11 protein-coding genes and 2 pseudogenes are annotated in these 13,565 nt (G+C 36.6%); 10 read left to right on the forward strand and 3 right to left on the reverse strand.

Features of this window, described 5'->3' with window-relative positions; genetic code table 11:
• The 4 genes and pseudogenes from Q1K34_RS11955 to Q1K34_RS11970 form a co-directional block, all read left to right on the forward strand.
• Positions 1 to 230, forward strand: a 230-nt coding sequence (locus Q1K34_RS11955) for a response regulator (protein ID WP_300439026.1), incomplete at its 5' end; no start/stop codon positions are given.
• 984 nt (positions 231 to 1,214) lie between these two features.
• Positions 1,215 to 1,575, forward strand: a pseudogene (locus Q1K34_RS11960) (single-stranded DNA-binding protein).
• 69 nt (positions 1,576 to 1,644) lie between these two features.
• Entirely contained in the window at positions 1,645 to 2,094 is a 450-nt protein-coding gene (locus tag Q1K34_RS11965; protein WP_300439029.1) for a JAB domain-containing protein, read from the forward strand.
• A 435-nt stretch (positions 2,095 to 2,529) separates the two neighbouring features.
• Entirely contained in the window at positions 2,530 to 2,904 is a 375-nt protein-coding gene (locus tag Q1K34_RS11970) for a response regulator (RefSeq protein WP_300439032.1), read from the forward strand.
• Here the strand turns inward: Q1K34_RS11970 and Q1K34_RS11975 are convergent.
• Positions 2,896 to 4,095: a GAF domain-containing protein gene (locus tag Q1K34_RS11975; RefSeq protein ID WP_300439034.1), complete on the reverse strand. Its 1,200-nt coding sequence runs from the start codon at positions 4,093 to 4,095 to the stop codon at positions 2,896 to 2,898. The two genes, Q1K34_RS11970 and Q1K34_RS11975, sit on opposite strands and share 9 nt — an antisense overlap.
• A gap of 631 nt (positions 4,096 to 4,726) precedes the next feature.
• Between Q1K34_RS11975 and Q1K34_RS11980 the strand changes: the two genes are divergently transcribed.
• Positions 4,727 to 6,244 carry an ATP-binding protein gene (locus tag Q1K34_RS11980; RefSeq protein WP_300439037.1) on the forward strand — a complete coding sequence of 506 codons (1,518 nt, stop codon included), beginning with the start codon at positions 4,727 to 4,729 and terminating at the stop codon, positions 6,242 to 6,244.
• A gap of 373 nt (positions 6,245 to 6,617) precedes the next feature.
• Here Q1K34_RS11980 and Q1K34_RS11985 read toward each other — a convergent pair whose 3' ends face one another.
• Both Q1K34_RS11985 and Q1K34_RS11990 read right to left on the reverse strand, forming a co-directional pair.
• Positions 6,618 to 8,432 (reverse strand): hypothetical protein, encoded by a 1,815-nt coding sequence (locus Q1K34_RS11985; RefSeq protein ID WP_300439040.1) that lies wholly within the window; start codon positions 8,430 to 8,432, stop codon positions 6,618 to 6,620.
• An 84-nt stretch (positions 8,433 to 8,516) separates the two neighbouring features.
• The gene (locus Q1K34_RS11990; RefSeq protein WP_300439043.1) at positions 8,517 to 8,681 is read right to left on the reverse strand and encodes a hypothetical protein; all 165 of its coding nucleotides are present in this window, start codon (positions 8,679 to 8,681) and stop codon (positions 8,517 to 8,519) included.
• Positions 8,682 to 9,141: 460 nt separating this feature from the next.
• Between Q1K34_RS11990 and Q1K34_RS11995 the strand changes: the two are divergent.
• The 5 genes and pseudogenes from Q1K34_RS11995 (at position 9,142) to Q1K34_RS12015 (ending at position 13,523) form a co-directional block, all read left to right on the forward strand.
• Positions 9,142 to 9,502: pseudogene (locus Q1K34_RS11995) on the forward strand (single-stranded DNA-binding protein).
• 75 nt (positions 9,503 to 9,577) lie between these two features.
• Positions 9,578 to 10,027 carry a JAB domain-containing protein gene (locus Q1K34_RS12000; RefSeq protein WP_300439046.1) on the forward strand — a complete coding sequence of 150 codons (450 nt, stop codon included), beginning with the start codon at positions 9,578 to 9,580 and terminating at the stop codon, positions 10,025 to 10,027.
• Positions 10,028 to 10,394: 367 nt separating this feature from the next.
• On the forward strand, positions 10,395 to 10,931 hold the full coding sequence (locus Q1K34_RS12005) for a BfmA/BtgA family mobilization protein (RefSeq protein WP_300439049.1): 537 nt from the start codon (positions 10,395 to 10,397) through the stop codon (positions 10,929 to 10,931).
• A complete protein-coding gene (gene mobB, locus Q1K34_RS12010; RefSeq protein WP_300439051.1) occupies positions 10,915 to 11,934 on the forward strand; it encodes a MobB family relaxase in 1,020 nt (339 codons plus the stop codon). Before Q1K34_RS12005 ends, mobB begins: the two co-directional genes overlap by 17 nt.
• 11 nt (positions 11,935 to 11,945) lie before the next feature.
• Complete coding sequence (locus Q1K34_RS12015; RefSeq protein ID WP_300439054.1) at positions 11,946 to 13,523, forward strand: type IV secretory system conjugative DNA transfer family protein; 1,578 nt, start codon at positions 11,946 to 11,948, stop codon at positions 13,521 to 13,523.
• Positions 13,524 to 13,565 lie beyond the last annotated feature (42 nt).

Raw genomic sequence — 13,565 nt, forward strand, 5'->3', positions numbered from 1 at the left:
TAATGGACAAATTATTGAACGGAATTGATGGGACAGATATCTGTGCCGAAATAAGGAATACCATTCCTATATCAGACACACCCATCCTTATGATGTCGGGCTGGGACGGCGCCAGAAATATCTGTATCGCTGCCGGAGCCACTAATTTTATCGCCAAACCATTTGAGGTGGATAATTTGCTAGAAAGTATTAAAACTACACTCGATAAAGCAAAGAGTTTTCAAGGTTAAAATAAGCCTTTATCCTAAACATGTCATAAAAGCTAGAACTATATTTATTAGTTCTCTGACTAATTTCAGTTGAAATAGGCATCTAATACAATATCTTACCCTTCTGGTTTTTGAATATTTCTTATCATGAAATTATTATTCCTTGTCATTTTTTTAAACAAATAATATTTCTTTCTCAATTATTCAATATCAAAAAAGGATAATTACCCACAAGTACCCATAAAATTATAAGAAGTGGATTCTATATACCATTCATTGTACTTATTCCTTAAACATTCCAATACCACTATGATACTGTTTTTGGAATAAGCCTGCTACAACCTAGGATAATTCATTTAAAATTAAAGAATAAAAGGCGTTTAATAAACTTATCTGAATATACTTGCCCAAGCTCTAAAATTTAATCCTTTTGTATTTAGCAGAACATTTTTTAGGGGCGCGGTTTTAAGAGTAATTGGTGGTTTTAATTTCCTTACTGGATCTTCCTCGAAAACCTTAATCATTTATTATTTGATTTTGAAGATATCTACATTCTACCAACGTGCATAGAAGACTCTACAGGAAATTTTTTTAATACCGTCAGAAGAAACTAGTGATTTAAAAACTTAATAGTTGTACCACATAGTTCTGAAAAACAAATTCCTTTAACTGATCAAAAAAATTATTCTTATTTACTACTTACGGATTATTTTCTGCCTCAGCCTTCCTGATCTACCCCTTAGCCGCTGCCATTGTTCCCTTTTCTTAATGCAAAATACCAGGAGATAGAAGTTAGAGGGACTGCATAAGCCAGTCGGCTACGCTTTCCTTTTTATAAGTATCAGCATCGAAAAGGAAACAGCATACGGCTCTGTAAGAAGTAAATCAAAATAGGACCGCTATGAGATCATTGAAAATAAATATCCCCGAAAGAAGTAAAAAAAATCGAAAGAAAAAGCTCCGGATATAAAAAGTAAATCAATTATTCATTTAAATATTTCAATTATGAAAACGCTTAGAAACAAAGTTCAGTTAATCGGCAATGTAGGGAACGCCCCAGAGATCAAAAACCTTGAAAATGCTAAGAAAGTAGCAAGCTTTTCAATGGCCACCAATGAATTTTATAAAAATGCTAATGGTGAGAAAATACAGGATACCCAATGGCATAATATCGTTGCTTGGGGTAAAACCGCAGAGATCATTGAAAACTATGTTGGAAAGGGAAAAGAAATCGCTATTGAAGGTAAACTTTCCTCCCGTTCCTATGAAACCAATGAAGGTGAAACGCTATGTAACCGAAGTTATAGCCAGTGAAATTCTTTTGCTGGGAGGTAATGCCGATAATGAAAATGACTCCAGGTCGTAAGGCTTAAAATCAAAGAGGGCGTACTTGCTAATGGTAGCGCCCTCTTACTAACCTTTAAATTGATTAAATATGAAAACTAAAGTTAATGAAATAGCAATAAAGTATCAGGGAAACTTTAAAATTTCCCAGGCTCATAAAATAACCTCTTCCATTTGTGCTGTAGAACTTTTATTTGATACATGGAATAAAGACCAGATTGGACTGCAGGAATGTTTTAAAATCATGCTGCTTAACAATGCCAATAAGGTAAAAGGAATTTTTCAAGTCTCTACCGGAGGAATTACCGGTACCCTAGTGGATCTTAGAATTGTGTTTGCTGTTATTCTTAAAAGTTTTACTACCTCTATAATACTTGCACATAACCATCCCAGCGGCACCCTTAGACCCAGTATTGCAGATAAAAGAATCACTGAAAAAATAAAAAATGCAGCTATTCCGTTTGACATCAAGGTTCTTGATCATCTTATAATTACGCCAGACGGCAACTATTTTAGTTTTGCTGATGAAGGAATTCTATGAGCTTTTTGTCTCAATGTTGGAAAGGTGATCTTTTTAAGGTCACCTTTTTTCTTTTATAATATTCTCAACAAAAATATAGAATTCATTAAAAATCGGCGGGGCGATATAAAGGAATAGCAAGTTTGATAGTATTATTTGTTCTCTTGTCTATTGTTAACCGAAGACCGGGAATATTGAAACCATTTTAAAGCCGTTTAATTTATTCTTAATGGTGAAACTAAGGTAGGGAAATCTGTAGCAGTTAGTGAAGGAATTAATTACCATATAGCAATTACTCTTATTCTACTTATGTATATTTAGGTGTATAAATCGGAGAGAAAACCGAGCGTTCATAAAAAGTTTTTAAAGGTACTTTTGGGAAGATAAGGTATATTTGGTATCTGGATTTTTTAATCATAGCAAATTTCATTGCATAGCAACAATTTTTTTACCTCAATGAATACACTAATTTTATTAATAGATGATGATAAAATAACAAATATTGTAAACAGGAAAATCATCCGAAAAAAAAAGGCTGATGTGATCATTAAAGATTTTCAGACTGCTAATCACGCTTTGGAATTTTTAATGCATAAAAAACCAGAAGATTTTAATGTCATTATATTTTTAGATATAAATATGCCGGAAATTTCTGGTTGGGAGTTTATTAGCCTTTTAGAGAAAAATATTAAATATAAATATGTATTGTACCTCCTTACCTCCTCAATTGACGAAAATGATAAATTAAGATCTGAAAAATTAGCTTCAGTCAGATCTTTCATATCTAAACCCCTAACAATTCAAAAATTGGATAAGTTGGATCTAATTTAAGGTCTTGTTAGCACTATAAAACGATTTTTCAATATCCCTTTCCTCAGCGTAAGTCTTATATAACTTATCGGTAAAGACATCCAATTCTTTGGAAACTGTTTGGATGTATCCGCTATATTCCCTTATTTCCTTTTCTTCCATTTTGTCTTTTTCTAATATGGAAGTAAGACTTAATAATGTTGCCACAGGCTTTCGTAAAACATGAGAAATATCAAAAGCTAATTGTTCCATCTTGTTTTGGTACGCTATTTCTTTTGTGTAATCCTGAATAAAGCCACACCAAATTACCGAATTATCATTTTGTTTCTCCGGTATTGCTTTGACCTTCCTCCATTCTATAGTCTTATTTTTATTTATAATGCGAAATTCATCTTCCCAAATTTGAAGATTATTAAAGGAACTTTGGATTTTTTTCTGCACTCTTGCCAGATCTTCTTCATGGATCAGGCTAAATATCAAATGGGGATCCGTGTATATCTGTTCTCTGGTTACTTCCGGATTTAATAGCTCTAGCCCCTTACTGATAAAATTAAATGACATTTCACCGTCTTCTGTCATTTTACACTGATAAATCATACCTGGAATTTCATCCGTCAATTTTATGAGGTTATCTGTATGAAATTGGATTTTCTGTTGTTGAAGGTGAATCTTCTTTTTATCATTTAGATGATCCATGGCTTTTTTAGCAAGGATCTTCAAAGCTTTCTTCTGGTTTTCAGATATCTTCCTTGGCTTAGTGTCAATTACACATAGAGTACCTAAAACATTTCCGTTAGGTGTTTCCAGAGGAGCTCCAGCATAAAAACGAATATGTGGATCTCCTTTAACTAATACGCTGTTTTTAAATCTTTCATCTTTTAAAGAGTCCGAAACAATAAGAACTTCTTTGGGTTGATGAAGGGTGTGTTGGCAGAAGGAATCTTTTCTCGATGTTTGAGAAAATGATAATCCACGATGTACTAAAAAATCCTGGGTATCATGCCCGATTAATGTTATTAGCGAAATTGGAACATCACAAATTAAAGAAGCTATTTCCGCTAATTCATCCAGCACTTTTTCTTTAGATGATCCCAATATATTATAAGATTGGAGCTCTTGAATTCTTTCTATTTCTTTCATAATCTCAGGGAAGAATTTTTTATGAGGGCTTTTGACACATATTGATCTAATAGTTTTATAAATAACATGCAATGAAAAGTTGGTTCAAAAAGATCCTTTATAATCTTTTTCTATTTGCCGAGTCCTATCGCATCTAGCCAAACAAATCTTTTGAGCTGCCATCCTTTTTTGGTGAGGCAAATCTGGTCTAGAAATCAGATTAAAGGGGTATAATTTTCATGAAATTTTAACAACCCGTTACTAAAAATTTGGAAGAGATATCCTTTTTTAATAAATCAAGGTTATAGAAATTACTGGTATTAAACATGCTATTGATTTTATATTAAATTTAAATCTTAATAAAATTACATATTATCGATAATATTCGCGTTTAATCGATTTAAAATGATATGTTAAAATTAAATTGTTACCTTATTTTATCGTTTTCCGTTAAATATAAAAGGCTTAGCATTAAACGATCTTAACATATTTTTTTATTTTTGAATAGGATCATGAGGTTGAAGAATAATTAAAAATTTAGTTTTCAGAGAGAAGTTTTTTTAACTTCTCTCTCTTATTTATAGGAACCATCAGGTCTTTATAAAAAATTCTTGAGATCATTTAATAAGATAATCATTCTGAATTCAGTTTCGATATCATTAAAGATTTCCTAAAAGTATGTTAAATTTGTACTTATGCCTTTTTTAAGGAGCATTCAATTCCTATGTCTAAATTATTTGATCATCTAAAATTCAAGCGGAAGAAAAGTTCTAAGAATCTTTCCAATGACAACGCAAAAAGATTATTGCAAACCGTATTTGATACCACAAACCAGGGAATTGCGGTTTTTAGAACTATTTATGATAATAATGGTTCTATCAAAGATTTCAGATTTATTAAAGTAAATAAGGTACTTAAGGAAATGTATCTGAATATGGATCCTTTAGGAAAAACCTATTTGGAAACGTCAAAATATGGAGTAGAATTGGGAATTTTCGATGCGCTGAAAACCGTCATGAAAACCGGTAATCCTATGGAAGAGGAATTTCATTTTCAAAAAGAAGGTTATAATAACTGGTTCAGAATGACAGTTAAATCACAGGACAATCTATTAATTGCCACCATTGAAGATATTACCGCAAGAAAGAGGGAATCTGAGCATCTTCAGGAAACCTTAAGATTTAAAAATCAATTAGAACAAACCTCTCTTGAAACGATACTTATTATTAACCTGGATTCCTATAATGTCCGGTATATTAATAAAGATATATTTCCTGACGCGGGAATGACTGTAGAAAGAATTCAAGGAACTCCATTAACAGAAATCGTCCCTTTTATACATCCTCAGGACCGGGAAAAAATAATTGATTTCCATAAAAATTTAGTTAAATCGGATGATCAGGATGTACTTGAAATTGAAGTACGCCTGAAATTAAGGGGAGCTTCCTGGGAATGGTTCAGTGTACGTGGAAAAATTTTTAAGCGGCGAGATGCTAATTGGGTGAGCGAATATGTTCTACTGGTGAGAAATATTACAGAGCAGAAAAATACACAATATGATTTATTAAAAGCAGAAAGACTTTCTATACAAGGGGAGGTTGCCAGGATTTTTGCTCATGAATTGCGCAATCCTTTGGCAAGTATTGGAATGGCTGCCGATATTTTAAACAAAAAATTCACTCCAGGTAAGGAAGAACAAGTAGGTAATTATATAGGTATTATTTCCAGAAGCACCAAAACTTTGAATAATTTAGTAAATAACCTATTAGATTCTTCCAATTATTCATTGTCTGAATTAAAGAGAGAAAATCTTGCTGAAATTCTAGATCAAACTCTTGAGAGAGCTTCAGATAGAATTTATTTAGCGGGTATAACCGTGAGAAAGAACTATGCTCCCAATTGTTATATCCTGGCAGATAAGGAAAAGCTCATCATCGCTCTACTCAATATTATTGTAAATGCCAGTGAGGCCACTACTCCCGAAAAGGGAATTATAGAAATAGAAATTAAACAAAATACTACAGATTGTATTCTAAGTATCCGGGATAATGGACATGGCTTAAAGCCAGATGAAATAAACCGCATATTTGATGCTTTTTATACCAATAAAAATACAGGAGTTGGTGTAGGCTTAACTTCCGTAAAGAATATACTCGAAGAACATGGTGCCCAAATAAATGTAGATAGTAAGCCTAAAGAGGGTACCTGCTTTAGAATAACTTTTCATACTGCTGATAGTTAAATCCTAGGATTACCATTTGGAATTTACTTAAAACAAAAGGTGAGCAAGAATTATTTCAGCCATAATCTTAGGAGGTTGCTTAGCAGAAGTTTCTGCTCGTGAAAATCGCCTTTTTATTCAGAGCCTTTTTTTATTTTTGGCATGTTATTTTTTCCTTCTATGGTTTGAAATCGATATTGCAAAATGCTGCTATTTCTGAGTTCAGTGCGCCGGCAAGACTCTTTTCTAAGATATTTCTGATGTGTTTATATTTTAATCCCAATGCGGGAATTCAGGCGTCTAAGCATCTTCCTGTATGTTGCTAACTCTTTGCACCCAGCATCATACTGGTTTCATCTCTTTTTATTTTTACCGAAAGTATTTTCGGTTTATTTCAGGACATTTGAACGGAATACCCGTTCAACCGGGACTGCAACAGTGAAACTTCGGCTTCGGCCAACTTAAGGAAATCCTGAAATTTTTGCTTTTCACAGATTATCCCTTCCTTCAGCAAAGCCCTGTAATACTCAATCCCGCTCATCAGGTTTTCACAAAACCCCTTCCATTCCCTGATCTTCCTTTTGCCTGGTGAATTTTCTTCTGCCAGCTGCTCTTTTATAAAATTCAGGTATAACTGAAGTTCTTTTACAAAAAAATGTGGCCTGTTTTTATTCGCCATGATATCCGTCCGTCCGTAAATGTGGTCGGTCATTTCTTTTAAACTTATCTTTCTATTGAAATTAACGATATTGGGGCCCGGGCAAACAGTGACCGAGTGCTGTTTTTTGAGGAACGGCACCTGATATTTGATCGATGCCGCGTTGCTCAATCCAACACACAGACATTCCTTGCTAATGATCTCATTCATTTTGTGGTCATGTTCTGCTGCCGGAAGGTTTAAACCCTCAAGCTCCGCTATTTTCCTTTTCTGGTATTTCCTAGAGGCGGTGCAAATTGGTTCTTTGGTGAACTCTGTATTGGAAATAAGGAACTTTTCGGTACAGGGGCTTCCGGGCACAGCATTTTTCAATCTATCCAACCTTTCGGTTTCGCCGGAGGTACCTTTCAGGTAATTGAAGCCTACTCCCAGAGGAGAAGATTTACTTCGTATCACATCTTTTTCGCCAGATTTGAGCAGTAATCCAAGAGTTTCATCATCAACCGTAGTGGCTTCGGGACACAATAAAAATGGGGTTCCCCAGCCCGTTCCGTCTATTCTGTAATGTCGGTGCAGCAAGTTATCTTCTTCAGCGGTACCAATCCCACCCTGAACCGTGATCTTTATTGGGTGTGGCCTGGAAAATACAGGTTTGCCCTTTTCTTTCAGGGCTACGGAATAGAGGCTGAAAAGACTTTCTGCCAATTCTTCCTTTTTCTCACTGAATTCTTTCAATATTGGCCCCATCAATAATCCCTGGGTTGCGAACACATGCCCGCCACAGTTCAATCCCGATTCTATTCTGAATTCACTGACCCAAATTCCTTTTTTAGCCAGGTATTTTCCCTGGATGAGGGCCGAACGATAATCACTTACTTTGATGATCACCTTTTTCCTAAATTCCCCCCATGCCGAAGCATCGAAGTCACTGAAATTTTCAAGGTAGTTATACAACCTGGGGTTCATTCCCGCTGAAAATATGATCCCCGAATTATCTAGGTTGCTTTGGGCGTAGGCTTTTAAAGAAATAAGGGCATCAGAGCCATTCTCCAGTGGCAAACCTTCATTATCAAGATTATTCTTGTCCACCTTGGTCATTACATTCACCTCTATGCCGCCGGGAACTATTAATTTCTTCAGGCTTTCTAGTAAGCTCTTCCTTTCCTGCTCATTTTCAGTTGAAAGTAATTTGAGGTATTTTACTTTTAACTTATTACCATCGGGCAACATTTCAAAATATTTGCAAAATTCAGAACCGGTTTCAAGAGCAGAAGCTTTTATTTTATCAATCTTCGAATGCACCAGTTTCTGCACAAGATTTAAATAGTCTGTGATCCGCCGGGCGCGATAATCTGGCTCATTTACTGAAATTGGAATATATTCCTCTTTATTTTCTGTGTAATAATGCTTCCGCATCATTTCGATCAGGTTGTCTTCAATAATGGAGATGGCTGATGTGATACCGTAGCAGGCAACCTTTACCGGTGAATCTATAGAATATGCGAGCCCCATTACCGGAATATGGAAACTATGTGGTGAGGTTATTTGCATTTTTTAGAATTTTAATCCTCAAAGATGCACTATTGAATTTCTAAGAAACATGATGAATATCATATTAACCAGGATGTTTAAAATTTAAAAATCCTTCCGCTTTGCCATTCGGTTGATGATGGCTACGGGGATAATTACCCAAAGCGAAAGAATTACCGAGGAAAGGATAATTCCAAAACTGGTGCCGAAGAATTTCTGAAACACGGCAACAGTATAGCCCAAAAGTGTGGAAATATCCAGCTTCAGCAAAATCAACAGATGGGGAAAGGTCTACGGGGTTCAGCATTATGGCGGTCAGCGAATATTGCAAATAGTGATTTCCTCATCGATGCCACCAAAGGAAGCTTTTATTCAATTTTTGCTACTGCTTTGGACGGGGTATCTCTTCGGGATTTTTGTTGACTCACCATACAACTAGTCCCTCTCATTCTCTTTTTTATAATGCGAAAAAACAACATCCGATCCTGGACAGCGGCATAAAGCCGCTTCGGCTTTGCCTGCTCTTTTTATACGCTTTACCAGGCCCATCTGTTGTGAGTATAATAAGCATCAAAAAAGGTAATGTGAGGGCTCTATAAGAAGTAAGTCAAAATCTATAATCATGGAATCGATACAAACACAAAAAATAGCAATAGCACAAAAAAAATCAAAAAAGGAAAATGCTCTGGATATAAAAAGTAAATCAATTATTCATTTAAATATTTCAATTATGAAAACGCTTAGAAACAAAGTTCAGTTAATCGGCAATGTAGGGAACGCCCCAGAGATCAAAAACCTTGAAAATGCTAAGAAAGTAGCAAGCTTTTCAATGGCCACCAATGAATTTTATAAAAATGCTAATGGTGAGAAAATACAGGATACCCAATGGCATAATATCGTTGCTTGGGGTAAAACCGCAGAGATCATTGAAAACTATGTTGGAAAGGGAAAAGAAATCGCTATTGAAGGTAAACTTTCCTCCCGTTCCTATGAAACCAATGAAGGTGAAACGCTATGTAACCGAAGTTATAGCCAGTGAAATTCTTTTGCTGGGAGGTAATGCCGTTAATGAAAATGACTCCAGGTCGTAAGGCTTAAAATCAAAGAGGGCGTACTTGCTCATGGTAGCGCCCTCTTTTCATTACTAACCTTTAAATTGATAAAATATGAAAACTAAAGTTAATGAAATCGCGATAAAATATCAGGGAAACTTTAAAATTTCTCAGGCTCCTAAAATAACCTCTTCCCTCTGTGCTACAACACTTTTATTTGAAACATGGAATAAAGACCAGATTGGACTGCAGGAATGTTTTAAAATCATGCTGCTTAACAATGCGAATAAGGTGAAAGGAATTTTTCAAGTCTCTACCGGAGGAATTACCGGTACCTTAGTGGATCTTAGAATTGTGTTTGCTGTTATTCTTAAAAGTCTTACTACATCCATAATACTGGCGCATAACCATCCCAGCGGCACCCTTAGACCCAGTATTGCAGATAAAAGAATCACCGAGAAAATAAAAAATGCAGCGATTCTATTTGATATAAAAGTCCTTGATCATTTAATATTAACCCCTGACGGCAACTATTTTAGTTTTGCCGATGAAGGCATTCTATGAGCTTTTTTTGTCCCAATGTTGGAAAGGTGGTCTTTTTAAGGTCACCTTTTTTCTTTTATAATATTCTCAACAAAATTTAGAATTCATTGAATTTTAAAAAATTCTTTGTCGTCTGGTATCTTAAAATCAGTTTTCAATTCTTTTAAACCAACACCTTCAAATTAACTTCTAAAAAAATCGGCGGGGCCGATAAAAAGGAAGAGCAAGAGGGTAACCCGCGATGCGAGGTTACGGTCGATTTTTCAATGGAGATACAGTCAAATGACCGCTTTTGATTGCAGAAAAAATAGAATGAATAAAAGAGTTGAAAGTTTTTTATGAAAAAATCTCCTCAGCCCAGTAAAACCGGTAAATTTTTTATGAAAAAATGGATTTAGGATATGAAAATGAACCTTTCCAGGGGTTAAGAATTAAAGCATCCGTCGCCGAAAAATTCAGGCAGTATGCCAGGAAGTTATCGAAATCACAATCGATGACCTTACTACTTATGCTCGACTTTTTTGAAATTAATGCTATTTCACCCAAAGAAAAAATAGGTCCTAAAATACAAACGCTCGAATCTTTTATCAAAAAACGGATCAATGCCCTGGTTGCTATTATCCGTGATATAGAACAACAGCAAACCGTGCCCACCAAAGCCATGTTGGAAGCCCTCTTTGAAGGGCTTCCTGTGCAAACTCGTAAAAAGGTCATTCCCTCATTCGAAGAAGCTTTTAAGAACCTGGAAAGAACCCCGGCCTCGCTTCCAAAGATCTCTTCCGAAACGGATCATAAGGATATCCGGAATATCCTAAGAAAAGTAGAAACAGTCAAACCGCCCTTTGGCAAAGCGTATTATAAACTTACCCTTGATCCTGAAGAGGTCAAGCGTCTAAAAACCAAGTACCATGTATATCACGATTAGCCCCCAGAAATTAGGTGCTCAGTATTCTTCCAGCGTAGCCGATTTTGTTGACTACCTGGAAAAAGAAAATACAGATCGCCTGCCTCAGCAAAAAGAACTATTCTTTAACCAAACCCAGGATTCCATTCCTCGGAAGGAAGTGATCCGGGAGATCGATGGCAATACGGCCAAACTCAAATCCACCGAACCTCGCTACTATTCCCTTACAATTAATCCCTCCCAGCGGGAGCTACAACACATCAAAAATAATCCGGCTAAACTAAAAGCATATATCCGGGAAACCATGAAAGACTATGCCGCTTGTTTTAACCGGGAAATCAATGGCAGACCGGTTCAAGTATCGGATATTAAATACTACGCGAAAATCGAATATACTCGGACCTATAAAGAAACTGACAAGGAAATCCGGGAAAATTCCCCCTACTCCAATAGAATTGCTAAACTGCAAAACGATATCCGAAAAGTAGATCGTGGAGAGGTTTCTGGTTCCATTAAAGGTTTAGAAAAAGAGATCAGCCGTCTTCAAAGGGAAGCACGCCACAAGCTGGACGGGCAGATAATCGAACAGGGCATGCAAAAACAGGGAAGTCAGATGCATGTTCATTTGATCGTTAGCCGGAAGGATATGTCCAATTCCGTAAGTATTTCACCAGGGAGTAAATACAAAGCCTCTGAAGTGGTCTTCCGTGGCAAAGAAATCAAACGTGGATTTGACCGGGATAAATTCTTTGAAAAAACGGAAATGCGATTTGATAAACAGTTCGGTTATAAGCGCAATTTCGTGGAAGCCTATACCTCCCGGAAAACGCTGATTAAATCTCCGAAACAATATTATTCCAACCTGCTAAAACTACCAACTTCCGAACGGAAACTGGCCATGCAACTGATCAAAACCGCCGGGGTCGCCCTGCCCAAAATCCCGGATGCAAAAGTCCGTTTTGCAATCAAACAGCTTCAAAAAGCCATTGAAATCGGTATGAAATCCAGCTCCATAGGCTATTAAAATAGATAATTATGATACTACATCTTCTATTCGCTTCCAGTTTTATTTCCCTGGGTTTCTGGGGAATTGCCAGGTTATACCGTTTTGGTCATATTATGAACCTCTTGCTCATTGCATTGCTCGCCTATATCGTGTACCTCGATACCTGTTACAACTGGATTACAAGTGCACTAATAATACTACCGCTGGTACTCATAAGTACTTTAATATATGCAGTCACTGGCACTGGCACCCATGAAAAAATCCCTAAAAAATACCGGGTTAAATTCTCTCTTAATTCCGGCAGCCTACAGATTCAAAATCTAAGGCGCGGAGTCTCTATTACAGGCGCTGCCGGTAGCGGTAAAACCGAAAGTGTAGTTTTTAACTTTATCAGGCACCTGTATAAATATGAATTTTGCGGGATTATCCATGATTATAAGAATTTTGAGCTTACCGAACTGGCTTACCCATTCTATAAAAAATCAGGGATTCCTTTTTCTATTATTTCGTTCGATCCCGTCTATCAAAAAGTTAATCCTATAGCACCTCATTATCTACCTGATGAGGAAAGCGTAAATGAAGTTGCCCGGGTACTTATGGAGAACTTACTGGAGCAAAAGGATCAATACGCCTCCGGCTCTACCCGGTTTTTTAATGATGCCGTGGAAGGTATTCTGAGTGGGCTCATCTGGAAACTGCGCACCTATCATCCCAAATATTGTACCCTGCCGCATCTTATTGCTTTGTATCAACTAATGACTAGTGAGCAGCTTATTTCTTTCCTAAGCTCTGATTTTACTTCCCGGGCGATGGCAGATGCCTTTATCAGCGGGGCCGATTCGGAGCGGCAGACAGCCGCGGTAAAAGGCACCCTGGCCAACGCTTTTAAAAAGATCAGTACCCGGAAAATATTCTTTTGCCTCTCCGGGAATGAAATAGCCCTGGACATCAATAATCCTGAAAACCCGGGGGTGATTTCTCTTGTTAATAATCCCAAACTGGATTCAGCTTACTCTCCTATCATTGCTACCATCATGCATACCGTAATTAAACAGATGAGTGTCCGCAACCGCCAAAGTGCTTTTATCCTTATGGAGGAAGCTCCGACCATTCGCCTTCTCAATATGCACCGGGTGCCGGCCACCCTGCGTAGCTATGACATTACTACCTTATACATCATGCAGGATAAGATTCAGAATGACCTGCTTTATGGGGATAAGGCCAGTAAGGCTATCTTAAGTAATCTCTCTTATCAGTTCTTCGGAAAAGCAAATGATCCTGCCACCGCGAAATACTATGAGCAGTTTTTTGAACTGGTAAAACGAGATCAAATCAGTATTAGTAAAGGAGGAAACCTGAATTTTGATACTCGAATTACCAAAACCAAACGGGAAGTTTCCAAACTACGTGCTGATCTATTTTTTAGGTTAAAACCGGGGGAATTTGTAGCCTATGCAGACGGAAAGGAAAAATTAGTGAAATTTAAAAGAGAAAAGCTACATAAAGAACTTCCTGTCAAATTTGAAGGACATTCTGAGAAAGATATCGAGGAAAATTTTAAACGCATCTATACGGATGCACAAAACCTTATCCAGCAAATATTTTAATCGCTACTTTGCCCCGGAGTTTATTCGTGCATATTTCAATTT

Source organism: Christiangramia sp. (assembly GCF_029937855.1).
Lineage (GTDB): Bacteria > Bacteroidota > Bacteroidia > Flavobacteriales > Flavobacteriaceae > Christiangramia.

Coding starts and splice junctions, on each gene's coding strand:
- Q1K34_RS11965 (WP_300439029.1), top strand. CDS start 1,645: ATGAAAACTAAAGTTAATGAAATAGCAATAAAGTATCAGGGAAACTTT.
- Q1K34_RS11970 (WP_300439032.1), top strand. CDS start 2,530: ATGAATACACTAATTTTATTAATAGATGATGATAAAATAACAAATATT.
- Q1K34_RS11980 (WP_300439037.1), top strand. CDS start 4,727: ATGTCTAAATTATTTGATCATCTAAAATTCAAGCGGAAGAAAAGTTCT.
- Q1K34_RS11985 (WP_300439040.1), bottom strand. CDS start 8,432: ATGCAAATAACCTCACCACATAGTTTCCATATTCCGGTAATGGGGCTC.
- Q1K34_RS12000 (WP_300439046.1), top strand. CDS start 9,578: ATGAAAACTAAAGTTAATGAAATCGCGATAAAATATCAGGGAAACTTT.
- Q1K34_RS12005 (WP_300439049.1), top strand. CDS start 10,395: ATGGATTTAGGATATGAAAATGAACCTTTCCAGGGGTTAAGAATTAAA.
- mobB (WP_300439051.1), top strand. CDS start 10,915: ATGTATATCACGATTAGCCCCCAGAAATTAGGTGCTCAGTATTCTTCC.
- Q1K34_RS12015 (WP_300439054.1), top strand. CDS start 11,946: ATGATACTACATCTTCTATTCGCTTCCAGTTTTATTTCCCTGGGTTTC.